The sequence below is a fragment of the Variovorax sp. SRS16 genome (genome assembly GCF_901827165.1).
Classification (GTDB): Bacteria; Pseudomonadota; Gammaproteobacteria; order Burkholderiales; family Burkholderiaceae_C; genus Variovorax.
This window is the reverse complement of the sequence record NZ_LR594669.1, coordinates 370301-395998: the sequence shown is the minus strand read 5'-3', so window position 1 is coordinate 395998 and position 25698 is coordinate 370301. Positions and strand designations below refer to the sequence as shown.

28 protein-coding genes are annotated in these 25698 nt (G+C 68.2%); 15 read left to right on the top strand and 13 right to left on the bottom strand.

The window, feature by feature from the left end; translation table 11 throughout:
• Positions 1 to 6: 6 nt before the first annotated feature.
• Together E5P2_RS36850 and E5P2_RS36845 are read right to left on the bottom strand one after the other, a co-directional pair.
• A complete protein-coding gene (locus tag E5P2_RS36850; RefSeq protein ID WP_232081060.1) occupies positions 7 to 999 on the bottom strand; it encodes a tripartite tricarboxylate transporter substrate-binding protein in 993 nt (330 codons plus the stop codon).
• A gap of 2 nt (positions 1000 to 1001) precedes the next feature.
• Entirely contained in the window at positions 1002 to 2429 is a 1428-nt protein-coding gene (locus tag E5P2_RS36845) for an amidase (protein ID WP_162572026.1), read from the bottom strand.
• A 121-nt stretch (positions 2430 to 2550) separates the two neighbouring features.
• Here E5P2_RS36845 and E5P2_RS36840 point away from each other — a divergent pair, with 121 nt between their 5' ends.
• Positions 2551 to 3435 (top strand): LysR family transcriptional regulator, encoded by an 885-nt coding sequence (locus E5P2_RS36840; RefSeq protein WP_162572024.1) that lies wholly within the window; start codon positions 2551 to 2553, stop codon positions 3433 to 3435.
• Positions 3436 to 3458: 23 nt separating this feature from the next.
• Here the strand turns inward: E5P2_RS36840 and E5P2_RS36835 are convergent, their stop codons facing one another.
• Together E5P2_RS36835 and E5P2_RS36830 are read right to left on the bottom strand one after the other, a co-directional pair.
• Positions 3459 to 4301 (bottom strand): alpha/beta hydrolase, encoded by an 843-nt coding sequence (locus E5P2_RS36835; protein WP_232077699.1) that lies wholly within the window; start codon positions 4299 to 4301, stop codon positions 3459 to 3461.
• 47 nt (positions 4302 to 4348) lie between these two features.
• On the bottom strand, positions 4349 to 5119 hold the full coding sequence (locus E5P2_RS36830) for a tRNA-uridine aminocarboxypropyltransferase (protein WP_162572021.1): 771 nt from the start codon (positions 5117 to 5119) through the stop codon (positions 4349 to 4351).
• Positions 5120 to 5175: 56 nt separating this feature from the next.
• Here E5P2_RS36830 and E5P2_RS36825 point away from each other — a divergent pair, with 56 nt between their 5' ends.
• Positions 5176 to 5916: a hypothetical protein gene (locus E5P2_RS36825; RefSeq protein WP_162572019.1), complete on the top strand. Its 741-nt coding sequence runs from the start codon at positions 5176 to 5178 to the stop codon at positions 5914 to 5916.
• Between the two features lie 64 nt (positions 5917 to 5980).
• Positions 5981 to 6898: a protein NO VEIN domain-containing protein gene (locus E5P2_RS36820; RefSeq protein ID WP_162572018.1), complete on the top strand. Its 918-nt coding sequence runs from the start codon at positions 5981 to 5983 to the stop codon at positions 6896 to 6898.
• On the opposite strand, the gene E5P2_RS36815 is transcribed toward E5P2_RS36820, so the two are convergent.
• Positions 6895 to 8076, bottom strand: a complete 1182-nt coding sequence (locus E5P2_RS36815; protein WP_162572016.1) for an acyl-CoA dehydrogenase family protein — start codon at positions 8074 to 8076, stop codon at positions 6895 to 6897. The genes E5P2_RS36820 and E5P2_RS36815 overlap by 4 nt on opposite strands.
• A gap of 170 nt (positions 8077 to 8246) precedes the next feature.
• Positions 8247 to 9287: a MerR family transcriptional regulator gene (locus E5P2_RS36810; protein WP_162572014.1), complete on the bottom strand. Its 1041-nt coding sequence runs from the start codon at positions 9285 to 9287 to the stop codon at positions 8247 to 8249.
• Positions 9288 to 9528: 241 nt separating this feature from the next.
• Here E5P2_RS36810 and E5P2_RS36805 point away from each other — a divergent pair, with 241 nt between their 5' ends.
• The 5 genes from E5P2_RS36805 (at position 9529) to E5P2_RS36790 (ending at position 13526) form a co-directional block, all read left to right on the top strand.
• A complete protein-coding gene (locus E5P2_RS36805; RefSeq protein ID WP_162572144.1) occupies positions 9529 to 10431 on the top strand; it encodes an AraC family transcriptional regulator in 903 nt (300 codons plus the stop codon).
• A 133-nt stretch (positions 10432 to 10564) separates the two neighbouring features.
• Positions 10565 to 11008, top strand: a complete 444-nt coding sequence (locus E5P2_RS36800) for a cyclophilin-like fold protein (protein ID WP_162572012.1) — start codon at positions 10565 to 10567, stop codon at positions 11006 to 11008.
• Between the two features lie 9 nt (positions 11009 to 11017).
• Entirely contained in the window at positions 11018 to 12238 is a 1221-nt protein-coding gene (locus E5P2_RS36795; RefSeq protein ID WP_162572010.1) for a helix-turn-helix domain-containing protein, read from the top strand.
• A gap of 62 nt (positions 12239 to 12300) precedes the next feature.
• Positions 12301 to 12423, top strand: a complete 123-nt coding sequence (locus tag E5P2_RS38265; protein ID WP_269475725.1) for a hypothetical protein — start codon at positions 12301 to 12303, stop codon at positions 12421 to 12423.
• A 164-nt stretch (positions 12424 to 12587) separates the two neighbouring features.
• Complete coding sequence (locus E5P2_RS36790) at positions 12588 to 13526, top strand: universal stress protein (protein WP_162572008.1); 939 nt, start codon at positions 12588 to 12590, stop codon at positions 13524 to 13526.
• On the opposite strand, the gene E5P2_RS36785 is transcribed toward E5P2_RS36790, so the two are convergent.
• Positions 13513 to 14313 (bottom strand): alpha/beta hydrolase, encoded by an 801-nt coding sequence (locus tag E5P2_RS36785; protein WP_162572006.1) that lies wholly within the window; start codon positions 14311 to 14313, stop codon positions 13513 to 13515. The two genes, E5P2_RS36790 and E5P2_RS36785, sit on opposite strands and share 14 nt — an antisense overlap.
• Positions 14314 to 14338: 25 nt before the next feature.
• Positions 14339 to 15241 (bottom strand): dienelactone hydrolase family protein, encoded by a 903-nt coding sequence (locus E5P2_RS36780; RefSeq protein WP_162572005.1) that lies wholly within the window; start codon positions 15239 to 15241, stop codon positions 14339 to 14341.
• A gap of 121 nt (positions 15242 to 15362) precedes the next feature.
• Between E5P2_RS36780 and E5P2_RS36775 the strand changes: the two genes are divergently transcribed.
• Positions 15363 to 15761 carry a nuclear transport factor 2 family protein gene (locus E5P2_RS36775; protein ID WP_162572003.1) on the top strand — a complete coding sequence of 133 codons (399 nt, stop codon included), beginning with the start codon at positions 15363 to 15365 and terminating at the stop codon, positions 15759 to 15761.
• Positions 15762 to 16046: 285 nt separating this feature from the next.
• The gene (locus tag E5P2_RS36770; RefSeq protein ID WP_162572002.1) at positions 16047 to 16493 is read left to right on the top strand and encodes an SRPBCC family protein; all 447 of its coding nucleotides are present in this window, start codon (positions 16047 to 16049) and stop codon (positions 16491 to 16493) included.
• Positions 16494 to 16513: 20 nt separating this feature from the next.
• On the opposite strand, the gene E5P2_RS36765 is transcribed toward E5P2_RS36770, so the two are convergent.
• Positions 16514 to 16774, bottom strand: coding sequence for a cupin domain-containing protein (locus tag E5P2_RS36765; RefSeq protein ID WP_162572001.1), 261 nt, complete (start codon positions 16772 to 16774; stop codon positions 16514 to 16516).
• Between the two features lie 154 nt (positions 16775 to 16928).
• Between E5P2_RS36765 and E5P2_RS36760 the strand changes: the two genes are divergently transcribed.
• From E5P2_RS36760 to E5P2_RS36745, 4 genes are read left to right on the top strand one after another with little or no spacing between them, the layout of a single operon-like run.
• On the top strand, positions 16929 to 17540 hold the full coding sequence (locus E5P2_RS36760) for a methyltransferase domain-containing protein (protein ID WP_162572000.1): 612 nt from the start codon (positions 16929 to 16931) through the stop codon (positions 17538 to 17540).
• A gap of 53 nt (positions 17541 to 17593) precedes the next feature.
• Positions 17594 to 18067 carry a DUF2501 domain-containing protein gene (locus tag E5P2_RS36755; protein WP_162571999.1) on the top strand — a complete coding sequence of 158 codons (474 nt, stop codon included), beginning with the start codon at positions 17594 to 17596 and terminating at the stop codon, positions 18065 to 18067.
• A 22-nt stretch (positions 18068 to 18089) separates the two neighbouring features.
• On the top strand, positions 18090 to 19799 hold the full coding sequence (locus tag E5P2_RS36750) for a sigma-54-dependent Fis family transcriptional regulator (protein WP_162571998.1): 1710 nt from the start codon (positions 18090 to 18092) through the stop codon (positions 19797 to 19799).
• Positions 19800 to 19821: 22 nt separating this feature from the next.
• Positions 19822 to 20001, top strand: a complete 180-nt coding sequence (locus tag E5P2_RS36745) for a hypothetical protein (protein WP_162571997.1) — start codon at positions 19822 to 19824, stop codon at positions 19999 to 20001.
• Positions 20002 to 20100: 99 nt separating this feature from the next.
• Here E5P2_RS36745 and E5P2_RS36740 read toward each other — a convergent pair whose 3' ends face one another.
• The 4 genes from E5P2_RS36740 to nadC all read right to left on the bottom strand — a co-directional run bounded on the left by E5P2_RS36740 (position 20101) and on the right by nadC (position 24879).
• Entirely contained in the window at positions 20101 to 20715 is a 615-nt protein-coding gene (locus tag E5P2_RS36740) for a hypothetical protein (protein WP_162571996.1), read from the bottom strand.
• A gap of 188 nt (positions 20716 to 20903) precedes the next feature.
• Positions 20904 to 21887, bottom strand: a complete 984-nt coding sequence (locus E5P2_RS36735; RefSeq protein WP_162571995.1) for a Bug family tripartite tricarboxylate transporter substrate binding protein — start codon at positions 21885 to 21887, stop codon at positions 20904 to 20906.
• Positions 21884 to 24037, bottom strand: a complete 2154-nt coding sequence (phnN, locus tag E5P2_RS36730) for a phosphonate metabolism protein/1,5-bisphosphokinase (PRPP-forming) PhnN (protein WP_162571993.1) — start codon at positions 24035 to 24037, stop codon at positions 21884 to 21886. The genes E5P2_RS36735 and phnN overlap by 4 nt, the downstream gene beginning before the upstream one ends.
• A 5-nt stretch (positions 24038 to 24042) precedes the next feature.
• On the bottom strand, positions 24043 to 24879 hold the full coding sequence (gene nadC, locus E5P2_RS36725) for a carboxylating nicotinate-nucleotide diphosphorylase (protein WP_162571992.1): 837 nt from the start codon (positions 24877 to 24879) through the stop codon (positions 24043 to 24045).
• 257 nt (positions 24880 to 25136) lie between these two features.
• On the opposite strand from nadC, the gene E5P2_RS36720 reads away from it, so the two are divergent.
• Complete coding sequence (locus tag E5P2_RS36720) at positions 25137 to 25688, top strand: MarR family winged helix-turn-helix transcriptional regulator (RefSeq protein WP_162571990.1); 552 nt, start codon at positions 25137 to 25139, stop codon at positions 25686 to 25688.
• Positions 25689 to 25698 lie beyond the last annotated feature (10 nt).

Here is a 25698-nt window from a genome sequence, read left to right as displayed (position 1 = left end):
GACCGGTCAGTCGTCGCTCTTGAAGCCGGACGATTCGACGATCGGACGCCAGAAGACGCGCTCCGCGCGAATCGAGCTGGCCAGCTCGGCGCCGGGCAGCCCCACCGGCTCGAGCCCGATGCGCGCGAGCTGCGCCTGGACCTGCGGGTTGCCGACCGCCGCGATCAACAGGTGCTCGAGGCGTTCGACCACCTCGCGCGGCGTGCCCGCCGGCACGTAGGCGCCGTAGGACGCATTGGCATGGTCGAAGGCATCGATGCCCGACTCCTTCAGCGTCGGCACCTCCGGCAGCCAGCGATTGCGCCGCAGGCCCGACACGCCGAGGATGCGGAGCTTGCCCGCGCGGTGGAGTTCGAGCTGGCTGGCCAGGGCGTCGGTGCCGATGGGAATCTGGCCGCCGATGATGTCGGTCGCCAGCGGCGCGCCGCCCTTGTAGGGCACGGCGACGAGCGGCACGCCGATCGCCCTGGACATGCCCAGCACCGAGAAGTGCAGGGCGCCGCCCAGCGAGGTCATGCCGAAGCTGCCTTGACCGGGATGGCTGCGGACCCAGGCCACGTACTCGGGCAGCGTCTTGTAGGGCTGGTCCGCGGCCGTCGAGACCACGGTCGGCACATCCACCAGCTGCGCGACCGGAATGAAGTCGCGGTCGACGTCGTAGTTCAGATGCCGGTAGGTCATCGGGAAGATCACGAAGGGCGCACTCGAAGCCAGCAGGATGGTTCGGCCATCGGGGCTGGCGCGCTTCACGGCTTCGATGGCGATGCGTGTCGATGCGCCGGGCCGGTTCTCGACCAGCACCGGCTCGCCGCTGGCGATGCGCATCTGGTCGGCGATCGCCCGCGCCAGGATGTCGAGCGCACCGCCGGGCGGGAAGCCGACCACCAGCTTGACGGGCATGTTGGCCGCTGCTTCGGCCGGGCCGGGCGACGCCAGCGCGGCGGCCAGCATGCAGACGATGCCGAAGGATCTGAATGCAGTGAAGGTGCGATGTCTCATGGTCACCCCAGATCCGGCCGGCGCGACAGCAAGCCCTGGGCTGCCTCCAGCAACGAAGCCGCCCGCAACAGCTCGGGCTCGCGACGGAAGCGCCCCACGAGCTGGATGCCGATCGGCAGCCCGCCCTGGCCGAAGCCGCTGGGCAGGCTGATCGCGGGATGCCCGGTGAGGTTGAACGGCATGGTCCACGGGAACCAGTTGGCGCGGACTTCAGGGAAGACGCGGCCATCGATGTCGATCGTGCCGAACAGGTCCTGGTCGATCGGCAGTGCCGTTCGCGACAGGGTCGGCATGGCAAGAAGGTCGTTGTCGCGCAGCAGCGCCTGCACGCGGCGGAACAACTGCGTTCGCTCGAACATCGCGCGCTGGTAGTCGGCGCCGCTCACCGCCGTGGCGAGCGCCAGCTGCTGCAGCAGCGACGGGCTGAGCCGCTCGGGGCAGGCCTCGGCCATCTCGGTGAACCTGGCGCGCCATACCGTGTGGTTGATGGTGCGCCAGAGCGGCTCGACGTTGAAATTCGTCGGCGGCATCTCGATCAGTTCCGCGCCGAGCGCGCGCAGGTGCGCCAGCGAGGCCTCGAAGGCCGCGCCGACCTCGGCCGAGACGATGCGGCCTTCGGGCGCGGCGCTGAACAGCACGCGCTTGCCGCGAAGATCGCCATCGAGCTTGACCGCTTTCTGGTAGTCGGGCACCGGCACGTCGATCGACCACGGGTCCGATGCGTCTTCGCCGGCCATGGCCTGCAGCATCAATGCCGTGTCGGCGACATCGCGTGTCATCGGCGTCACGTAGGTCAGGTTGCCGAACACATCCTCGACCTGGCTGTGGGGAACGATGCCGTTGCTCTGCTTCAGGCCGACCACGCCGTTGCAGGAGGCCGGGATGCGCGTCGAGCCGCCGCCGTCCGTGGCGATGCCGATGGGCGCGATCCCCGCGGCGACCGCGACCGCAGCACCGCCGCTCGAGCCGCCGCTGGTGTGGGCGGCGCTCCAGGCATTACGCGTGCGGCCGAACAACGGCGCGTCGGTCAGGCACTTCGCACCGAACTCCGAGGTGGTGGTCTTGCCCACGAGGATCGCGCCTTGCCGCCGCAGGCGCGCGATCGCCTCGGCATCCTGGGTCGGCACGTTGTGCTCGAACAGGAGGGAGCCGAAGGTGGTGCGAACGCCGCGCGTGTTGACCAGGTCCTTGCAGGTGAAGGGAACACCGTGCAGAAGACCGAGAGCGTCCCCGCGCATCACGGCCTTTTCGGCGCTGCGGGCCTGGGCCATGGCCTCGTCGCCGCACAGGGTGATGAAGCAATTGAGCACCGGCTGAAGGCGCTCGGCACGTTCGAGCACGGCCCGGGTCACCTCGACCGGCGAGAGCTCGCGGCGCGCGATGCGTTCGCGCAGGGTGGTCGCGGACAGGAAACACAACTCTTCGCTCATGCGCGTTCATCCTTGCTGCTGCGGCCCGACCATCGGTCCGCACGGATCGCAGATTGGCACGGGCGATGGCTGCGGTCCAATACTCATATACAACAAACGCATATGAAACTAGTATGGGTCGATGGACCTGCGCAGCCTTCGCTATTTCGTCGCCGTGGCCGATGCGCGCAGCGTGGGCAAGGCGGCGCAGCGCCTTCACATGGCGCAGCCGCCGTTGTCGGTGCAGATCCGCAACCTGGAATCGCAGCTCGGCGCGCAGCTGTTCCGGCGCGTGTCCGGCGGCATGCAGCTGACCGACGCAGGAAGCGCCTTGCTGGCACGCGCGAGAGAAGCCCTGGCGCTGGCGCACGACGGCTTCGAGGCCGCGCGGGCAGTGGCCGCGGGACGCCGCGGCCGGCTCACCGTGGGCTACATGTTCGCGCTGGGTTATGCGCTGTTGCCGCAGCTGGTGCCGAAACTGCGGCGTGCCATGCCCGAGGTCGAGCTTCAGTTCGTCGAGATGAGCACGCTCACCTACGAGGCCTTGATCGCGGAGCTGAAAGTGACGGTGGCCTTGTGCATGCCGCCGATCCAGCGCGCCGGCATCGCCGCATCGGTGGTGGGAACGCAGCCCTTGCGTGTCGCGATGCCGGCACGATCACCGATGGCGCGGCTGCGCGCCATACCGCTCGCGAAGCTGCAGGGCGGCACGCTCATCAGCCTGCCGACCTTCGCCGAGAGCGCCGACAGCTCGGTCGTCGCGACGCTCCTGAGGCGCCATCACATCACGATGCAGATCGCGCACCGCGTCGAGACCGTGCACTCGGCGCTCGCACTGGTGATGGCGGGCGAAGGGATGGCCATCCTGCCGGCCTGCGCCGCGCTGGGAAGCCCGCCGGGACTGGTGTTCAAGCCGCTGCTCGACGTGAAGGACGGCTTCGACGTCGCGGTCTGCTGGCGCAGCGATCTCGACAGCCCGCTGCTCGCGCCCTTCATCGACTGCGTGCGGGCGTCCATGGCTCAATGACTTTGCGGCGAGGCGCATGGCGCTCAGGTGCCCACCTCGCGCAGCGGCTCGGGCAGGATCGCGCTCAGTGCGAAGTCGACGAGATGGAGCCAGGTCGCTTCGAGGCCCATGATGCCGCGGTGGTCGGAGCCGGCGATCGTCTGCACGCAGATCGGCGTGGGCCACGCATCGATCAGTTTTTGCGAGCGCTCTGGAAGCACGACATCGTCCTGTTCGGCCAGCAGCACCTGGGTCTTCGCCGCCACGTCCTGGCAGTGGGCCAGCGAGTTGAACTGATGCCGCAGCAAAAGGGACAACGGGACCAGCGGAAAGCGCCGCTTGGCGACCTCCAGCATCGAGTCGTAGGGCGTGACCAGCTGCAGGCTCGCGAAGTCCTGTCGCGCGACGAGCTGGATGGCCACGCCCGTCCCCAGGCTCCGGCCGACCACATGCAGCCGCGCCTGCGGGAAGGCCCGGCGCAAGTGACTGGCAAGCTGGCGCGCATCCGTGACGGAGGCCAGCTCGGAGGGATGGCCTTCGGAGTCGGCCACGCCGCGGTAGTTGACCGCAGCGAAGCCAAAACCCTCCGGCAGCCAGTGCAGCGCCTGGGCCGTGGCGCGCACGTCCTCGCCCCGGCCCGCGAAATAGATGAAGAGGTCCTGCAGCGCGTCCTCGCCTTGCGGGTGGTAGACATAGCCGCGCACCATCCCGCCCGGCACCGCGTGGGAGTAGGTGGAGAAGTCGTCGGACAGATGGACGACGGGATGCTTGCGCGCGTCGAACAGGATCTGTCCCTGGCGTGTCGCAAGAAGCGTCCAGTAGGCCGCGATGCTCCCGAGGGCAGCGGCCGAAACAGAAAGTGCGACGCGGGCGGCTTTGGATGACAAGGAGGGCTCCGTTGAAAGGCCAGTCTTCGGCCGATGGGTGAAATTCATCAGCGCATCTCCTCCGCGCCGGCGCGCAATGGCCGCACGGGAGACAGCTCGCGCAATCGCCGGTGCGCGGTGTCGTCCCACGCAACGGGCTGCTGGTTCTTCGCATGCAGATAGTGGTGCGTGAATACCGCGAGGTAGGCCTCCAGCGTCTGCTCGGCCGCATGTTCGCCCGCCAGGTTCATGCACAGCGCGGCCACCTCGCTGGTGCAGAAGTGATCGTCGCGGCGGGAGCGGCGCAGCTTGTACTGCGATGTCTGCTCGGGCTGCAGGCTCAGCACCGGCAGTGCGTCCAGATAGGGGCTCCTTCGGAACATCTTGCGCGCCTCGGTCCAGGTCGCGTCCAGCAGGATGAACAGCGGGCGCTTCGCCGCCCCGCCGCAAGAGGCTTCGGCCGGTTCAATCGTGCGCACCACCCGCTCGGGCGCCGCATACTCGCCCGGAAACACCACATAGGCTTGCCACTGCGGATCGGCCAGCAGGGCCAGAAGTGCGGGGTCGGTGTCGGTGCGCGCCCAGCCGAAGGCAAAGGTATCGGCCACCACGTCGGCGACCAGCCAGCCCGTGTTGGTGGGCTTGAGCGCCTCGATGTCGGCCATGATCAGGCACACGCCCGCGCGTGTGGCCACCGACGGGCGCAAGGCACACATGCAGTGGCTGGGAACGAGCCGGCAGCCCGCGCAGCGCTCGCGCTTGAAGCCGCCGCGGGCGAGAAAGGGTTTGGCGCTGCGTGCCAGTCGGGCGGTGCGCAGAAGCGAGACGGCGTGAGGCATGCAGGGATTCTCGGGCATGCCGCTTCGACCGCATCACTCTCGCTAGACTCGTCCGGATGAGCCGTTCCCCTCCGCTGCATCGCGCGCCAGCGCGCCTGGTGTCCCACTTCCGCAGCGGTGATGCCATCCGCAGCCGCAGCGTGAGCGATGCCGTGCGGTCGGGCAGCCTCGACGTGCCTGCGCCCCCTGCGAGGCTCACGGCGGATTGGGAAAGAGAGACATCGTTGCACCTGGCCCTGGAACCCGGTGATGTCGAGGCATTGCCCCTGGCACGCGCGCGTGCGCGCTGGCCGGACTACGGACGCTGCGTGCAGGCGATGGCCGACTGGACGCGCGCACTCGGTCTGCAGGATGTGCTCGCCGACTGCGATGCAGCGCTGATGGTCTGCCGCGGCGCGAGGTACCACCATGACGGCGCGCAGTATGGCGGCGCGGCCTTCTGCAATCTCTTCGTGAGCGAGGACCGCGGGCTGGACGTGCATTTCCCTTCGACCGGCCATCGAATCCCCCTGGCGAGAGGCACGGCCCTGCTGTTCGATACGGCCCAGCCGCATGCCGTCATCCGGCGCGGCAGCAGCGGCTTCGATGTGGCCGACTTCGCGGCCGGACAGGACTGCACGCAGGTCTTCCTGAGCTGGGAGCTTCCGATCGAAAACGCCGACGTGGCCCGCGCACTGCGCATCGCCTTCGACATCGATCCCTCGACCGCCTCGCAGCTGGAGGAAGAGCAGGTCTGGCTGGACGGCGCACGCGCCGCCGTGTGCCCGGATTCGGGCCGGTGGCGCAGTGTCGGCTGACATGCCGGGGGATGACGACGGATGCGGCATACTGCCAAGCCCCAACTCGCCAGAAGCCCGCTGAATGGACAAGGAAGTCGACCCCCAGGTACTCGCCGTCATCAATGAGAAGCGCCTGTCGGGACCCCGGCTCGCGCCGGTGGAGATCGTCGCCAAGATGGGCGTGTTCGACGCGCGCGACAAGCCCTACGAGTACGCCTGGCTGGCGACGGGCGACAACGTCATCGCCACCATCTGGGCCGAGTACGTCAGTGTCGGTTCCGGCGGACGGTGGTTCTACCTCGAGTCGCTGGACACGCAGCGCCGCGCGGGCGGCGGCGCGCGCACGCCCAACCAGATCCAGCGCGTCAAGGACCGCCTCGCATTGCTCAAGCGGAGCTTCGACGCCGGCCAGGGCTTCCGGGCCGTTCTGCAGACCAACCGCGTCGCCATCGTCGAGCTGGAGAGCAACAAGAGCGCGAAGGTGTCGACCCGCGTGCGCGATGAAGACGAGTGGCACGTCGCCACCTGGGAGCCCGAGCGGCAGCTGGCCATTCTGGTCCGTGGCCCGCGCGGCTGGGTTCCGACCGAGGCCGACATGCAGGCCGCCGCAGCGCGGGCGGGCATTCGGCAAGAGGCCGAGCCGGACCTCGCGGCGGCCCCTCAGGCTTCGCGGGAAGAAGTCGAGGCCGCCGCGATCGCCTACGTGACGCGCCACTTCACGGGCTACGGCTACAAGGCCGAGAACGTGGTGGGTCAGCAGCTCGGCTACGACATCGGGGTGTCGAACGCGAAAGGTGCGACGCTTCTCAAGGTCGCGGTGAAGGGCACCTCGGCAGGCGTGCCCGGATTTCAGCTGACGAGCGATGAGCGCGCATGCTCGGCGCGCGAGCCGCTCTGGCGTCTTCTGGTGGTCACGGACGCGCTCGGTCCCGCGGCGCAGCACACCATCTACAAACCCTCCGAGATGGACCAGGCCCCCGGCTACGACCCGCTGGGCTAACGTGCGGCGGCGTCGCGCTTGATCTTCTTGGCCAGCGACCACTTGTGCACTTCGGTCGGACCATCGTAGATGCGGAAGGCGCGGATCTCGCGGAAAACCTGTTCCACGATGCTGTCACGCGAAACGCCGCTGCCACCCATCACCTGCACGCAGCGATCGGCCACTCGGAACAGCGCATCGGACACGGCCACCTTGGTCATGGAGCTTTCCGTGGTGGCCTGCGAGCCGCCGTCGAGCACGCCGGCGCACCAGTCGATCATCAATGCGGCCTGCTGCAGATCGATCAGGTTGTCGGCCAGCATGAACCCGACGCCCTCGTGATCCACCAGGAGCTTGCCGAAGGCCTTGCGCGTGGTGGCATAGCGGGTGGCAATCTCATGCGCGCGGGCGGTGGCGCCCAGCCAGCGCATGCAGTGCGAAAGGCGCGCCGGCGACAGACGGATCTGCGCATAGCGGAAGCCTTCGTCCACGGCGCCCAGCACCTGGCTGTCCGGTACGCGCAGGCCGTCGATCGCGATCAACGCATGGCCGCCCGGCATCGAGCTGTCGATGGTGTCGAGCACCCGCTCGATGCGAACCGCCGGGTGCGGCAGGTCCACCAGGAACATGGTGGACTGCGCATGTTCGCCGCTGCCGGTGCGCGCCATCACGATGCCCACCGCCGCACCGTCGGCGCCCGTGATGAAAGTCTTGCGCCCGTTGATCACCCATTCGCCGGCGTCGCGCACGGCAGTGGTCTGCAGCATGGACGGGTCCGAGCCCGCGCCACCTTCGACTGCCGGCTCGGTCATGAAGAAGGCCGATCGGGCCCGGCCTTCGACCAGCGGTTCGAGAAAGCGCTGCTTCTGCGCGGACGTTCCGATCCTGCCGAGCAGGAACATGTTGCCTTCATCCGGCGCCATGGTGTTCAAGGCCACCGGACCCAGCGGCGACAGACCCGAGCGCTTCAGCACCGCGGCGGTTTCCAGTTGGGTGAGGTGACTCCCGTCGGGCAGGATGTGCGGCGTCATGAGGCCGGCGTCGCGCGCCATGTCGCGCAGCTCGGACACCAGTTCGGCCGTGGGGCCGTGAGGGGTGCAGCGCGGATCGGCTTCATACGGAATGACGACCTTGCGCACGAAGGCCTCGACGCGGTCGGCCAGGATGCGACTGCGGTCGGTGGGGCTGGGGGTCAGCATGAGTGTCTCCAGGGTTGCATTCAAAGGCGAACAGGTCGCCGGGATCGATCTTCTCAGGTCGGCAGCCCTGATGGAAGCTCACATGTACCTGGCAAACCACTGCGGCGCTGTCCATGCTGCCGCAGCATCCGGCCCGGCGGCTCCCGCATCGCGCGAGAGCTCGAGCCCGGTCATGCCGCTGCCTTGTCTGCGAAGCGCGCCATGAGCCCTGCCGTTCGGGCCCGGACCTCGGGCGAGGCCAGACAGGTGGCGACCGCCTCGTAGCCGGGCGCGCCGGGGCAGGGCGCCACCTGCGTCGGCGGGCTGTGATTCGCGGGGCAAAGAATGATCGCTTCATCCGGACCGACAGCGGTCACATCGAGGATCGCGCACGAGCGCGTGAGCAGGAAGATCGGACGCGCGCCGGCGCCGCGCCGGTGCAGCAGCGCCATCAGGGCCTCCTGCGTCGCCGTGTCCAGCCCTTCTTCGATCAGGTCCACCACCAGCGTCTCGGGGCCGTCGGCTTCCAGGCCGGCGAGCAGCGCGACCAGCGCATCCGAGGGCGTGGCGCCGTCCTCCACCAGCCATGCCATCGCTTGATCGACCTTCGATGCGAGTGCGGGGTCGACAGCGAGCCGTGCGCGTGCGGCCGCGCCGCCCCGGGCGAGTCGATCGAGACCCAGCCACGCGGCGTTGGGCAGCGTTTCGGCGAGGCGTTGCGCCAGCCGGGTCTTGCCGCTGCCGAGTGGGCCGACGATGTAGTTCAGCGACCGGATGCCGCGCAGCTCGAATCGCTCGCCGCCCCAGGGCCACGGCAGATCGAATGCCACGCTGACCTGGGCGGCGGGCGCCAGCAGGCCAGTCAGTTCGGCCAGCGTCGGCGTGCGGCCCTGCGCCACGTCGCTTCGCAGGCCGCGAACTTGCTCGACCGTGTGCGCGAGGCGATGAAGCTGTCCTTCGAGCGTCTTCTGGTGCGCGGCGAGCGTGTGTTCCAGGCCCTGGGAATTGCCGTTCACCAGGCGCCCCACCTGGGCCAGGCTGAGGCCGAGCGTGCGCAGGCCGACGATCTCCGCGGCACGGGCCATCTCGTGCGGACCGTAGGCGCGCCACCCGGCAGCCGTGCGCATGGGATTCAACAGGCCGCGCTGCTCGTAGAGCCGCAGCGCCTTGGCCGATACGCCGAGATGCCGCGCGGCTTCGGACGGATTCAGGGACCGGGCCGAAGATGGCATGGACAATTCCTTTCGTTGGGGTCTTCCCTTTTTAAAGGGTGCCCCTGGGGCCGGGTCAAGCGCCGGGCCTTGTGCGGCCCCGCCGCTTGCAGGATCGTTGAAGATGTTTGCATGATTCTCCGGCAGCATCGCAAGCATGGAGACAAGGCGCTGCGAGATGCATAAGCTTCAGTCCATGCTCACATCCATCCCCAACGCACGGCTCGACGATCGCCCCGTCGATCAACTTCAGGCCACCGTGATGAGGGCCGAACTCGCGGCGATGATCGACCGCATCACGGTCGCCGAGGGCGTCCATGCGACGGCGATACCGCGCCTCACGCTGGCCCGGGTATCGCACATGCAACAACATCCGGTCCATGCGGTCCACGAACCGGCCTTCTGCGTGCTGGCGCAAGGCAGCAAGCGGGTGCTGCTCAGCGACGAGGTCTACGTCTACGACAGCAGCCAGTACCTCGTGGTGGCGCAGAACCTGCCGGTGTCCAGCCAGGTGGTCGATGCGTCGCCGGAGGCACCGTTCCTGGGACTGCGGCTGAGCTTCGACGTCAAGGACATCGCGGCACTCGCGCTGGATCTCCGGCTCGGCGAGACGCTGCCGAAGCGGGCGTCGCAGCGCGGCATCTTCACCGGCGAGCTGTCGGGCACGCTGCTCGATCCGCTGCTGCGACTGACCCGGCTGCTGGATGCGCCCGAAGACGTGCCGGCCCTCGCGCCGCTGATCATCCGCGAGATCCTCTACCGCCTGCTCCGCTCGCCCGACGGCTGGCGGCTGGCCCAGATGGCGGTGGTCGACAGCCACAGCCAGCGCATCGCGCAGGCCATCGGCGTGCTCTCGCGGCGCTTCCAGGAACCGCTGCGGGTCGAGGAACTGGCGGACGAGGTTCACATGAGCGTGTCTTCGCTGCACCAGCACTTCAAGGCCGTCACCGCGATGAGCCCGCTGCAGTTCCAGAAGCAGCTGCGCCTGCAGGAGTCGCGGCGCATCATGATCAGCGAACACGTGGATGCCGCCACCGCAGGGCACCGCGTGGGCTACGAGAGCCAGTCGCAGTTCAACCGCGAATACAGCCGCTTCTTCGGCTTGCCGCCGGCACGCGACGTCAAGCGTCTGCGTGAACTTCAGCTGGGTCGCACGAGCCCCTGACGAAGCCATCGGCCCGCTGCGCATCGGCAGCGACCCGACCCGTATTCCCAATCGCACATGTCGGTGGCGCCGCTCGGCGGCGCACCGCAGAGGGCGTTCGTCGTCTCGATGGACGCCGCCCCGGAGGTCCATCATGAAAATCCATCTGAAACTGAATGGCAAGGTCTTTGCGGCCACGCTGGCGCGCAACAGGACGGCGCGGGAACTGGCCGCCATGCTGCCGCTGACGATCACCCTGCACGATCTCTTTCGCCGAGAGAAATTCGGTCCGCTCCCCAGGCCCATCTCGGGCAAGGGCACGCGCACGCGCGCCTACGAAGTCGGCGACCTGGTCTGCTGGGGGCCGGGTCCCGACCTGTCGATCTTCTATCGCCATGACGGCCAGACGATCAGCGGCGGCATCCATGTGATCGGCAAGCTCGATGGCGGCGCCGAGGCCTTCGCTGCGCCCGGCCCGTTGAACCTGACCCTCGAATGGCCGACGAGCGACATCGCGCGGACTGCCGTCGCCACGCGCTCGCCACGGCCCGTGCCTTCGGCCTTGCCGTCATCGCGGGAGTCCATGCCGCCGGTGTAGCCTGTCGGCATGGATTCCCTGATCGCCGCCTCCGCGCGTGCCCTCGCCGCCGGCGATGCCATCGGTGCCCTCCAGCGCATCGCGCTGCGCGAAGACCCGCCGGCGCTGGCCCTGCGCGGCATCGCGATGGCCCAGCTCGGCGAGCATCCGCGCGCCCGCGAACTGCTGCGGCGCGCGGCGCGCGGCTTCGGTGCGCACGAGGAGCTGGCGCGTGCGCGCTGTGTCGTGGCCGAGGCCGAGGTGGCGCTGGCCATGCGCGACCTCGGCGGTTTGCCACGCACCTTGACGGCGGCGGCCGCCACGCTCGAGGCCCGCGCCGATCATGCCAACGCGCTGCAGGCACGGCTGATCGCGGTGCGCCGGCTGCTGCTGCTCGGCCGCCTCGACGAGGCCGCGGCCGCGCTGGCGCGGCTCGATGCGCGCGGCCTGCCGCCGGCGCTGGCGGCAGTGGCCGAGCTGACCGCGGCCGAGCTCGCGCTGCGCTCGCTGCGCATCGGCCCGGCGCAAGCGGCGCTCGCCCGCGCGCACGAGGCCGCCGATCGCGCACGCGTGCCGGCATTGCGGGCCGAGGTGGCGGAGGCGCGCGCCGTGCTCGATCGTCCTGCCGCGCGCTGCTTCGCCGCGGGCAGCGCGAAGAGCTTGCGCCTCGACGAGGTCGCAGCGCTGCTGGTTTCGGGCGCGCTGGTGATCGATGCCTGCCGCCGCGGGCTGCGCGCCGGCGACGCATGGCAGCCGCTGGCGCGCCGGCCGGTGCTGTTCGCATTGGCGCGCGCGCTCGCCGAGGGCTGGCCCGGCGATGTCGATCGCGAGGCGCTGATCGCGTGCGCCTTCCACACCCGCGATCCCGACGAGACGCATCGGGCACGGCTGCGCGTCGAGATCGGCCGCCTGCGGGCGCTTGTCGCGACGCTGGCGTCGATCGAGGCCACCGCGCAAGGCTTCGTTCTCAGGCCGCACGCGGCGCGCGAGGTGGTCGTTCTGGCGCCGCCCATCGACGGCGAGCAGGCCTCGCTGGTGGCGCTGCTCTCCGATGGCGCGGCCTGGTCGACCTCGGCCCTGGCATTGGCGCTGGGTGCCAGCCAGCGCACCGTCCAGCGCGCGCTGGTCGAACTCGAGGCCGAGGGCCGGGTGCGCGCGATCGGACGGGCGCGCGCGCAGCGCTGGCTGTCGCCGCCGCTGGCCGGCTTCACGACCCTCCTGCTGCTGCCCGCTGCGCTCCCGCTTGAGTAATCTGGCAAGAAGCCTGAGGCCATTGCTTGCCCGAACAGGACGCAGTGCATAGACTCGATGCCATGTCGACCACGCTCCTTGCCCTGACCCACATCGCCGCCGCGGCGCTGCTCCTTGCAGCGACCTGCCTGCGCGCACGCAAGGTCCTGAAGGTGCGTCGCAAGCAGCCGCCTGCACAGCTCTAAGCCCGGCGGTCCGCTCCTTTCCTTTTCAGCGCAACCTTCCACCGCCGGGCACGAGCCCCGCGCGTCCGCGGCCGCCTTCGATCGAAGGCGGTCCGCATGAATGGAGTGCGTCGATCCCTCGCGTCTGCAGGGTCGCGCTCGTCTCCAGGAAAGTTAGCTCTGCCATGACGCCTCGATCCATCCTTGCCGTGACCGACCTGAGCGTGCGCGCGGACCTCGCCCTCTCCCGCGCGGCGCTTCTGGCCGTCGAGCACGACACCACACTCAAGCTGCTCTATGCGACGCCGGCCGGCGTGTCCCCGCGCGCCGATGCGGCCTGCCGCCTGGCCCATCAGGCACTGCAGCTGGGCCAGCGCCATGGCCTTTGCGTGCGGCCCCTGAGTCAGACCATGAACACGCTCGAGGACGTCGCGAGCGAAGCGCGCTGTGCCGACCTCGTGGTCATGGGCGCGATGCCGGAATGCAGCCTGCGCTCATTGCTCTGCGGCCAGCCGGTGGAGCGGCTCCTGCGCATGGCGCGCCGGCCCATCCTCGTCACGCGCCAGAAAGCCGAAGCGCCTTACCGGCGGCTGCTGGTCGCGGTGGACTTCTCGGACGCCTCGCGCAAGCTGGTCGAGTTCGCCTTCGCACTCAACCAGTCCGCGCAGGTCGAACTCTTTCATGCGCTCAGCACCGCCAATGAAGGAAAGCTTCGCTGCGCGGAAGTCTCCGAGCATGCGATCAAGGCCTACCGGCACGCATGCCGGCGCTACGCACAGGACCGGATGTTCTGGCTGACCGATTCCTCGGACGCGCGCCGGAACCGCGTCTATTCGGCCATCGGCCATGGCGACCCCGCGCGCCAGACGGTGGTGCAGCAGCAGCACGGCGGCGCCGAGCTCATCGTGATCGGCAAGCGCCCGGCCTCTGCCGTGTCCGATTTCGTCTTCGGAAGCGTCGCCCGGCGCGTGCTGCGCCATGCCACCGCCGACGTCCTGGTGGTACCGCACGACGTGCAGCCTGCATCCAGGGCCGCAGCCGTTCGTCGGCTCGACAGCGAACCGAGGGCGAACCGGCGCGTGCGTGCGGGCGCTGCGTGTTCGAGCGCCGTCAATGCGCGGTGATCCAGGCCGCGATACGGCCCACCACGTCGGCCTCCACGCCGTTGTAGCCGTGGTAGGCCGCGGCCTCGCACGGGTCGCCCCTGCTGATGCCGCCGCTGACCGCGATGAGTTCCTTGCGCGGTGCGGCCGTGAACTTCTCCATGAGGCCCGGCGTCAGCGCGAAGGCGCACAGCGCGCAGCCGTCCTGCTGGTGGTGCACCACCAGCACCGGCACCGCGACGCGCTCCAGGGGCATCGCCGGCACCGCGCGGCTGCGCGGGTCGCTCAGGATGGTGGAGGTCAGCACCAGGCCGTCCGGTCCGCCATCGGCACGCGGCAATTGCGTGGCGGCCCAGGCCGCCGACTGCGTGCCGCGGCTGGTGCCCACCAGCCAGACCGGCACGCCGGTCTTGTCGCGCAGCCAGGCGATCACCGCCTTGAGATCCGCCACATGCTCGGGCGTCTGGCGAAAGCCGCTGAGGAAGGGCGCCGACTGCCGGTCCGACGGCGCATCGACGACCGCCACCGCCAGCCCCTGCTGCGCGAACAGCTCGCGCGTGCGCACGAGGAAGTTGCCGTCGCCCCATCCGAAACTGCCGTTGGGAAATATCCGCAGGCCGCCATGGCCGCCCGCCAGAAGAATCACCGCGGCGCGCGGCTTGTCGGATGCGAGGTAGAGGAAGCGCTGCGTCACGCCCGGCCGGGTCGGAATGTCCACCACCTGGGCCGCGGTCTGCGCCCTGAGCGGCAGGACCGCGACGCACAACAGCATGAACAGCAGCAGGCGCCAGCGGTGGATCGCGGTCATGCAGCGCATCGCGGTTCTTTCGCGACTACCCGGCCTCGGCCAGATGGGTATTGAAGAAGGCGATCGTTCGCGTCCACGCCAGCTTCGCCGCGGCCGCGTCGTAGCGCGGCGTCGTGTCGTTGTTGAAGCCGTGCTGCGTGCCCGGGTACTGGTACGCGGTGAAGCTGACACCCGCGGCCTTGAGCGCCGCTTCGTAGGCCGGCCACGCGGCATTGATGCGCTCGTCGATGGCGGCGCGCTGCACCAGCAGCGGCGTCCTGACCTTGGCGGCTTCCGACGGTGCGGGCGTGTTGCCGTAGAAGGGCACGCCGGCGCTGAGGTCGGGCACATGCGTGGTCAGCAGATGGACCATGCCGCCGCCCCAGCAAAAGCCGACCGCGCCGATCTTCCCGTTGGTATCCGGGCGCGCCTTCAGCCACGCGACCGCGGCGATGAAGTCCTGCAAGGCCAGCGCCTGGTCCAGCCTGGCGAAGGCTTCGCGCGCCTTGTCCTCGTCGCCGGGGTAGCCGCCCAGCGGCGTCAGGGCATCGGGCGCGAAAGCCATGAAGCCATCGAGCGCCAGGCGCCGCGCGATGTCCTCGATGTGCGGGTTGAGCCCGCGGTTCTCATGAATCACCAGCACGGTCGGCAGGCGCCGCGCGCCGGCGTCGGCGGGCCGCGCCAGGTAGCCCTTGACCGTGCCGGTGCCGGCCGGGGAGGGGTAGCCGATGTGTTCGGTCCTGAGCTTGGGATCGCCGGGCGCCACCTGCTGGCCCGCCGCGAAATTGGGGCTCAACGCCGCGAGCAGGCTCGCCGCGGTCACGCCGGCCTTGGCGAACTTCTGCGCCTGCGTGAGAAAGCCTCGGCGGTCGAGGTTGCCATGCACATAGGCATCGAAAAGAACGAGCAGATCCTGGTCGAAATCCTGGGCTGTGAGGCGAGGCGGCATCGGTGCTCCTTGATGAGGGTCGGACAGCATATGCCTGAAACCCGGAAGGCATGCACCGCGGTTGAAATGGGGCATCGCGTGACTAAACTTCATGTCCCCAGTTCAGCATGGAGGACGCGAAATGAGCACCCCGACCGAAGTCGTCCAGCAGGCCTACGCCGCTTTCGGACGCCGCGACATCCCGGGCATTCTGGCCACGCTCACCGACGACGTCGACTGGCGCTTCCACGCCAGCCCCGCCACCGGCATCCCGTACGGAGGCAAGTTCACCGGCAAGAAAGAAGTGGAGGCCTGGTTCGCCACGCTCGCCCAGAACGATGACATCCAGCAGTTCGAGCCGCGTGAATTCCTGGAAGGGCCGGATCACGTCACGGTGCTGGGATGGGAACGCGGGAGGCCGCTGCCGAACGGCAATGTGTTCGACAGCGAGTGGGTCCACGTGTTCACGATGAAGGGCGGCAAGATCAGCCGCTGGATCGGCACGGCGGATACGGCTGCGCGGCAGGCGGCTGCGAAGTAAGGGGTCCGGCTGGCGACCTGGCGCGAAGCCGGGCGGCATCCTCTCGGCGAAGATCGATCGATCGGTCGCGCCTCGTCGCCCAGAAGAGCGAGCTTCTTCACCACGGCGGGCGTTGTCAATTTGTCTCCGATGCGAACGCCATGCGCGTCGCTGAGGCGCTGTCCTGCCTGTTTCGCGGATCTGCACGGCATCGGTTTCCCCCTATGCTCCGGCATGTCGATTTTGCGAAGGCTCATTCGACGTGTCCGTGGAGGGTCATCCTCTGCACTTCAGGAGAACACCAGCATGGCTACCAACACCGTCCGTCTGCACCGCGTGCTGCGCGCCCCGCCGGAGCGGCTCTACCGGGCCTTCGTCGAACCCGGCGCTTTCGAGCGCTGGCTGCCGCCGTTCGGATTCACCGGCCGCGTCCACAACATGGAGCCTGTGGTCGGCGGCGCCTGGCGCATGTCATTCACCAACTTTGCGACCGGCCACGGCCATTCGTTCGGCGGGAAGTACCTGGAGCTTGTTCCCGGCCAGCGCATTGCCTACGACGCGACCTTCGACGACCCGAACCTGCCCGGCACGATGAAGACCACCGTGACGCTGACCCCGGTGTCCTGCGGCACTGAAATGAACGTCGTGCAGGAAGGCATCCCCGAGGTGATTCCTGTCGAGATGTGCTACCTGGGCTGGCAGGAGTCGCTTCTTGCGCTGGCCCAGCTGGTCGAGCCGAATGTTCCGGGTTGAGGAGAGCGAGCGATATTCGATCAGCCCCCCGCATCCTGCGGCGGATGCTCGGCAAACCACGCCGCGATCCCACCCATGTGCGGCTCGAACGCGCCCGGCACCGAGACATTGAGAACGCCGGCCCGCACATCGCCGCGGTTCTCGAAGTCGTGCGTGACCCCGCCGGGAACCAGCACGAACGCGCCGCGCGCGGCATGCGTCCACGCCTGGCCGACGAGCACGCTCATCGTGCCTTCGATGACGTAGAACACATCGTCTTCCGGATGCGAGTGCGGCTGCATTGTTCATCGCATGCTGCATCTTCACCTCCAGGAGTTTGGACAAGGCTGCGCTACCGCGGCGCAGCGCCATCCAGTATGCCCTCGGCCGCCCCCGCGACGCGCCCATCGCGGCACAATGGCATCGACCCTCGACCACCATTGCAAAGGATCCGACATGGCCGGCCCCACGCCCGCGTTCTGGCAGGAGCGCTTCGACAAGAAGGAAACCGGCTGGGACCGCGGAGGCCCGAGCCCCCGGCTGCTGGCCTGGCTGGAGGAGGGCGCCCTGCAACCCTGCCGCATCGCGGTGCCGGGTTGCGGCCGCGGCTGGGAAGTGGCCGAGCTCGCGCAGCGCGGCTTCGAGGTCACGGCGATCGACTACACGCCGGCCGCGGTGCAGCAGACGCGTGCGCTGCTCGATGCGCGGGCGCTCGAGGCGACAGTCGTTCAGGCCGACGTGCTGAGCTACCAGCCCGAGCAAGTCTTCGATGCCGTCTACGAGCAGACCTGCCTGTGCGCGCTGCATCCGGACCACTGGTTCGGGTATGCGCAGCAATTGCACCGCTGGCTGAAGCCGGGCGCGGCGCTCTGGGTGATGTTCATGCAGGCGATTCGCCCTGCCGCCACCGAGACGGGCCTGATCGAGGGGCCGCCCTACCATTGCGACATCAATGCGATGCGTGCGCTGTTCACTGCACGCGATTGGGAATGGCCCAAGCCGCCCTATGCCAAGGTGCCGCATTCGAATGCCCTGCACGAACTCGGGCTGCGGCTGATCCGCTGCTGAACACGGCCTGCCGGCGCATACACTGATCATCACGACCCCTACAGGAGATTCTCATGAAAGCTCGTTCGATCCTCGCCGCCGCGGCCTTGCTGGCCGTCGCGCACATGGCTTCTGCGCAGAATCAGATGCTCGACAAGCTCAAGAACGAACTGGGCGGCGCCAAGACGGAATCCAGCACGGGCGCGGCCGGCAATGGCGGCGGCCTCGGCGGCACGGGCGCGGCGCTCGCGGCGGGCATGGGCATGTCCATGCCGGCGATCGGCACCAGCACCATGGGCAATGCGGCCGGTGTGCTTCAGTACTGCATCAAGAACAACTACCTGAGCGCCGATGCCGCCGGCGGCGTCAAGGACAAGCTGCTGGGCATGGTGACGGGCAAGAAGGCGCAGCAGACCGGATTCTCCAACGGCAGCAAGGGCCTGCTGCAGGGCAGCGACGGCCATTCGTTCAACCTCAAGAACGTCGGCGGCAAGCTCAAGACCAAGGCGTGCGACTACGTGCTCCACAACGCGAAGTCGCTGATCTGACGCACTGCTAGCATCCGCCGGGATGTCGCGCGCAGTGCGCGAACCACAGGAGACCACGGTGGGGGAACTTCTTTCTCTCCTGCGCTTCAGCGCCGGCTCGGGCCACATCTGGCTGGACGAGCAGCGCATGTTGCTCATGCACGCACGCGCGCTGGCCGAACTGCGCAAGGAGCTGCTCGATTCGCTGGGCATCGAGCGCGCGCGCGGCCTGCTCGTGCGCATGGGCTTCGTCTCCGGACAGCGGGACGGCGAAGTCGCGGTGCGCGAGCGCCAGGCCGGGCTGCGCGCCGAGGACGCGTTCATGCTGGGGCCGCGCCTGCATTCGATCGAGGGCATCGTCTCGGTCCAGAAGGTCCAGCTCGACTTCGACATCGCCAGCAAGCACTTCTATGGCGAATTCCTGTGGGAGAACTCGTGGGAGTGCGAGGCGCACGTCGCGGAATTCGGCTGCGGCGAAGACCCGCAGTGCTGGTCGCAGATCGGCTATGCCTCCGGCTACACCAGCGCCTTCATGGGGCGGCTCATCGTCTTCAAGGAGGTCGAGTGCACGAGCATGGGCGACAGCCGCTGCCGCATCGTGGCCCACCCGGCGGAAGACTGGCAGGACGAGCACTACCTCGAGTATTTCCGCCAGCACCACGTGGCCGAAAAGCTCATCGAGTTCAACCTCGGCTTGCAGCACATCCGGCGCCTGCAGCCGCGGCGCGAATACGACCAGAAGCTGGTCGGCGTGTCCCCGGGCTTCCGGGCAGCCTTCGAGCTGATGCGCAACGCGGTGGACAGCGCGATCACCGTGCTGCTGCTCGGCGAGACGGGCGTCGGCAAGGAGGTCTTCGCGCGCTGGCTGCATGACAACGGGCCGCGCGCCAAGCAGGCCTTCATCGCCGTCAACTGCGCGGCGATCCCGGCCGATCTGATCGAGGCCGAGCTTTTCGGTGTGGAGAAGGGCGCCTACACCGGCGCCCACAACGCGCGCGCGGGCCGCTTCGAGCGGGCGCACGGCGGCACCCTGTTTCTCGATGAAGTGGGCGACCTGCCGCTGGCCGCGCAGGTCAAGCTGCTGCGCGTGCTGCAGACCGGCGAGATCGAGCGGCTCGGTGCCGAGCAGGCCATCCGGGTCGACGTGCGCATCGTTGCCGCGACCAACGTGAACCTGCAGCAGGCGATGCAGGCAGGGCGCTTTCGCAGCGACCTGTTCTACCGCCTCAACACCTTTCCGGTCAGCATTCCGCCGCTGCGCGAGCGCACCGCCGACATCCCGGCGCTGGTGCTGCGCTTCGTCGAGAAATACAGCGCGCTGTACGGCAAGAAGCTGCGCGGGCTGACCGACAAGGCGGCGCGCGACGTGCAGCGGCATGTCTGGCCGGGCAACATCCGCGAGCTCGAGAACGTGATCGAGCGGGCCGTCCTGCTCGCCCCCGACCAGGGCTACATCGAGGCGACCCACCTGTGGATGTCGCCGCCGGTGCCGGGCACCGACGGGCAGGTCGACGCGAGCGGCCATATCGGCGCTTCGCCCGGTGCGAACGGCGACGAACTCGACGCCATGTGCGACCGCGTGCTGGCGCAGAACATCAGCATCGCGTCGCTGGAACAGCGGCTCATGCAGACGGCCATGCAGCGCGCCAAGGGCAACCTGTCGCAGGCCGCGCGCCTGTTGGGCATCACACGGCCGCAACTGGCCTATCGGCTCAAGAAGGAAGGCTTGCCGGCCTCGGTTGTTGGAAATTGAGTCGTTCGGCGACATCGGCCCCATGAACTCCGGCGTCTCGGTGCGCGATGCCGAGTTCGTCGGCCAGTTCGGTATTGCCCAGGGGCGGATCGTTCGGTCGGAACGCGTAGGCGATCTGCTCCTCGCTGAATCTCGATCTCTTCATTGCTTCTCCTTGCGCCCCTTCGGGCCTGCCGGAAAGCAACCGTACCTCTGGTTTTGAAAAGTCCGGAATTCAGGGGAGACGTCAACTTCACAATGACCCATAGAGAAGTCTGAAGGACCTGTCGTTCACTGCAGCCGGCGACGCGTTTGCGCTCGCTCAGCAATTGAAGGGTGCGAGCAAGACGAAGAGCTCGCGATGAAACCGGAGCACGGGGAACTGCGCGGGTGTGCCGTTGATCGTGAAGTCCGGCAGTGTGACGGACACATCGGAAGCCTCTTGCATGCCGAATCGCGCGGCCATCCAGTAGTGCTTGTCCCACGCCTGCCGGCCGATGACCATGCGGCCGCCCACCAAAGGCGTGCGCACGGGTACCATGTACTTCGCCAGGGCCGGTGAGCCGCTGAAGCTGTTGATGCCGGGTGAATCCACCAGGCTGATGTTCGGGTATTGGGCTGACAGTGCCGGGCGGCCGTCTGCGCGAGTGATCGTTGCAGTTGCATCGTCGAGTTGCACGGTCATCCCTGGTGGTACATCGAGCCGGACTTCGAGGTACCCCTGCGAGAAGGCCTGGACCAGCTTGACCTGTGCGTGCAAGCCTTGCATCTCCACTTCGATGCCTTCCGGGACGCCTTTGTTGATCGAGCACGCGTAGTCGATGATCTTTCCTTGCGTCGCATCGGCCACGTAGAGCGCAACCGGGATCGGCGCACAGCCGATGCAGAGGAAGCTCGGCAGCAGCAAGCTGCAAAGAGGAAGTCGTCGCAGTTCCATGGGCCGCTCCGGAAGTCGCGAAGTGCGCAGATTGGCCTTCCAGACGCCGCATTTCCAGCGTCTTGACGCGCAGCATCGCGTCGTGATCGGCTCGGTATGACGACGCTGTACTCGCTCTGACGAATTGGTTTCGCTGGACGCCCTTTCACGCATTCCAGAGGTTGGGGTTTGCTGGCATAGCGATGGCCCTAGTCGGCGGTCAGGCCGATGCGCTTGGAGATCTCGGCGAATCGATCGATGTCGCTGTTGACGATCTTCTGGAATGCCTCGGGCCCATCGCTTGCCGGGCTGTAGCCCAGGTCGTTCAGCACCTTCTGCACGTCGTTGCGCAACAGGATCTTTGCGAATCCTTCGTAGAGGCGCTTCTGAACCTCGACGGGCGTGCCTTTGGGTGCGAGCAGGCCGTGCCATTGACTGAGTTCGTAACCCGGCAGCCCTTGTTCGGCGACGGTCGGGACGTCGGGCAGTTGGCTGAATCGCTCCTTCGAGGAAATGGCCAGTGCTCTCAGCTTGCCGCTCTTGATCAATGGCATGGCGCTGGATGCAGTGACGAGAGCGATGGAAACCTGGCCGCCAACGATGTCGTTCAGCGCCGGTCCGCAGCCCTTGTACGGGACGTGCTGCATGTGGACGCCGGCGCGCAGGTTGATGAGTTCGCCTGCGAGATGCTGCGGCGTGCCGCTTCCGCACGAGCCGAAGGACACCTTGCTTTCCTTCGGCCGGGCCGCCGCCATGACGTCGGCGAAGGTCTTGTAGGGCGAGTCGGCCGGCACGACCATGACGGTGGCGATGTAGGCCACGTTGATGATGGCGACGAAGTCGGTCTTCGGATTGAAGGGCAGCGTCCTGAACACGCCGGGATTGATCGCGAACGAACTGTTCACCATCAACAAGGAGGCGCCGTCTGCCGGCCGCGCGGCGACATAGCGGGCGCCCAGGTTGCCGCTCGCACCGGGACGATTCTCGATGACCGAGGGCCGGCCCAGGCTGTCGATCGTGTGGTTGCCGATCAACCGGGCGAGCACGTCCGTGCCGCCGCCCGGCGGAAAGGTCACGGTGATCTCGATCGGTTTCCCGGCAGCCTCGATGCTGTCGCCGGCGATCGCGAAAGGCGCCTGAAGGCAGGCCACGATGAATGCGGCGATCCCGACCAGCCGATTGCATTGCTTCATGCTCGATTCCCTTCGTTGATCCAAGTGGACGCCGCTGCCGACCGGGCGCCGCGCACGGCCTGGGCCTGCGGCCACTGGGCGGCAATTTCAATGGCCTTTGCGGGCTCACCGTCCGGATGTGCACCCTGCACGAGCGCGACGCAGGCAGCCAGACTGTCCGGGGTCGCGGCATGGATGCGATACAGCGGATCGCCGGCCCCAACCGCATCGCCGACCTGGCACAGCAGGTCGATGCCGCTGCCTTTGTCGACAGGCGCACCGGCGAGTCTCGCGATGCCGGCAAGGGTCCAACCGTCGATCCCGTTCACCACGCCGTCATGTTCTGCTCGCACGACATGGGTCAGCGTGCTCGGGCGCACCGGCGCGTCGTGGGCTCCCTGCGCCTCGACGATGCGTGCGAAGGCGCGCCGCGCCGCGCCCGATTGCAGCAGCGCCTGCGCCACCGCGCGTCCCTTCTCGGCCGAACCCACGGCCGGATCCCAGGCCAGGATCTGGCCGGCAAAGCGCAAGGCCTTGTCGCGCAGATCGCAGGGGGCGTCGGCGCGGTTGTCGAGCACGCACAGCACGTCGCGCAACTCCAGCGCCGGACCGATGCCTCGGCCGATGGGCCGGCTGCCGTCGGTCACCAGCGCGCGCACATGCAGGCCGATTCCGGCGCCCGTGGCTTCGAACAATGCAGCCAGTTCGAGCGCCGCGTGCTCGGTGCGCAGCTTCGCGTAGGGGCCGCAGGGCAGATCGACGATGACGTGGGTGGCGCCCGCCGCCTTCTTCTTCGACAGGATCGACGCCACCGACCAGCGCGTCGAATCGAGGCCCAGGGGCCGGGTCACGGCGTTCATCGCATCGTCCAGCACCGAATGATTGAGGCGGCCGTTCCAGGCGATGCAGGCGCGCGCCTCGGCGACGCAGCGTTGCACCTCCTCGACCGTGAGATCGACCCGCGCCACGACTTCCATGACGTCAGCCGTTCCGGCCGCGGACGTGATGGCGCGCGACGAGGTCTTCGGCATCGCGAGGCCGTGCGCCGCGACCAGCGAGACCACGATCGGGGTGATGCGGCTGCCGGGCACGCCGCCCATCGAATGCTTGTCGACGACGATGCGCTCATCCCACGTCAGGCAATGCGCCAGGCTCGTTCTCACGCGGGCCAGGCTCAGGACCTCCGCGTCCGACAGGTTCTGCGTCGCGGCGACCAGGAAGGCGGTCAGTTCGCGATCGGCGTACCGTCCCTCCACGATGTCGCGCAGAAGCCGTCGGTATTGCGCTTCGTTCAGCGCTTCGCCGCGGATCTTGCGCACCAGCAGCGCGTGGCTGCGGGGCGCAGGAATCGCGCGCACCGCGACCTGGCTGCCTTGCGCTGCACCGAGGGCCTCGAAGGTCTCGCGCGACAAGCCGATTTCGCCTGCCGCCAGCGCCGCGCCCGCGCCGCCGACGTGGACACGGGCCCACACGCGCGAGATCCCGCGGCTGCCATCGGCCGACAGTTCCACCTGCTCGCCGCCGCGCCACGCGGGCGGCTGCCTGCCGGCGTCGATGGAGGAAAAATGGACCACGGGATCCCCGCCGCTGCGCAGTTCCAGGCACCGGATCGTCGCCCAGCCGCGAAACGATTCGATCGCCTCGACGAAGCGGTCGATGCCTTCGGCCACGCCGGCGTCGTTGTCCACGCCGAGCGAGCGCACCGATGCCGGAATCGGCTCGCCGCGCCGGACCAGCCGCAACTGCGTCTCTTCCTCGCGCTCGCGCCCCCGGGCGGCGATGCGCTTCGCCAGAAGCTCCGGAGCGGCCGTCACTTCGATCACGACCAGGCGCGCCAGGCATCGCGACAACTGCGCGACGACACTGCGCGAAACATTGGCCACCACGTGCTGGCCGGCCTCCAGCACGGTGCGCAGCGACACGGGCAAGCCGTAGCACAGACCGTGGGCCTGCCACGTCACCAGGAAGTCCCCGGCGGCCTCGCGGCGATCGAATTCCGCGCGCGTGACGCCTTCATGGTCCTCGCCCGGCGCCGCCGTCGGGCGCGTGATCGTGCGCCTGGCGAAGACGTGGCGCGCCTGCGCCGACAGCCGCTGTCGCGCGCCGTCGATCAGCGAGTCCTTCCCCGCGCCGCTCGGGCCGACGACGAGGAAGAAGGTGCCGCTTTCCATGTCGGCTACCGGGCTTCGTCGAGGCCGATGTCGACGGCAATCGCCGCCTGCGTGACGCGGCTCGTCGAGATGTAGTCGACGCCGGTTTCTGCAATCGGGCGAATCGTCTCCAGGCGAATTCCGCCCGAGGCCTCGACCTTGGTGCGGCCCTCCACCATGCGCACGGCCTGTCGCATGTCGCTCACCGACATGTTGTCCAGCATGATCACGTCCACGCCTGCCTTCAGCGCCTGCGCGACCTGTTCCAGGCGGTCGCATTCGACTTCCAGTTTGGTCAGCACCGGCAACGACCGGCGTGCGCGGGCGACGGCCGCCTCGATGCTGCCGCAGACCGCGATGTGGTTGTCCTTGATCATCACGCCGCCGTCCAGGCCCAAGCGGTGATTCAGGCCACCACCGCAAAGCACGGCATGCTTCTCCAGCATGCGCAGGCCCGGCGTGGTCTTGCGGCTGTCGATCAGCCTGGCCTGGGTGCCCGCGACGGCGTCCACGTATTTCGCCGTCTCGTTGGCGATGCCGCACAGCCGCTGCATGATGTTCAGCGCGGTGCGCTCGGCCGTCAGCACGCTGCGCGCCGAGCCTTTCACCGCGATCAGGATCGCGCCGCGCTCCACGCGCTCCCCGTCGGCCACGAGGACGTCGATCTCCAGCGACGGGTCGTAGCGCTTGAACACGCGCGCCGCCACGTCGACGCCCGCCACGATCGCCGTCTCCCGCGCATTCATGCAGAACGCACCGCGCTCGTCCCTGTCGATCATGGTCTGTACCGTCAGGTCACAGCCTCCGATGTCCTCTGCTAGCCATTGATCGATCAGGCGATCGGTCAAGAACGGGTCGTACATATCGCGCTCCTGGATGCGGCCGCGCGCCGGCGGCCTGCTGGGTTGGAATCTTCTTCGATAATATTAGCTATCGAAGTTCATAAGTCTAGACCATATGAAGCTACTGTCAACAACATATTTGATCTCTAATATTATTTGGTTGCCGTGACGAGAAGCGATGCGGGGCAGCATCTATCATTCATGGATGCGCGCAGCGTTCCCCCGGGACGTGCGCCCCCGCCATCCCACCGCCTTTCGGAATCCTCGCCCTGCATGCCATGAGAGACCCATCGCCCCCACCGCTTGCCGATTCACGCGAGGGCGCTCAGGAGCGGCTGGCCCATGTTGTCAAGGATGCGGCGCGGGCGTACGTCCGCGCATTGCAGATGCGGCTGGTGTCGCACGCGGTTTCGTACGGCCACTGGTCGGTTCTTCGCGCGCTCTGGGTGCGCGACGGCCTGTCGCAGCGGGAGCTGAGCATCCAGGCCGGCATCGCCGAACCGACCACCTTCACCGCCGTCAAGGCGCTCGAAACACTGGGCTATGTCGAGCGCTTTCACCTGCCCGGCAACGACCGCAAGGTCCATGTCTACCTGACGAAACTGGGCAAGCAATTGCAGCGCAAGCTCGTGCCTCTGGCAGAGGAAGTGAACGAGATCAGCGTGCGCGGCATCTCGGCAGAGGACGTGGAGACGACACGGCGGGTCTTGCTCGCCATCACCGCCGCGCTGGCCGAGGACGAATCCGCTGCCGAGGGCACGAAGCGGCGTGTGCCCTCGACGCGCGAGCTGGGCCAGCGGCTCACGCGCATCGAGCCCAACGCCACCTAGCCACGCCGGC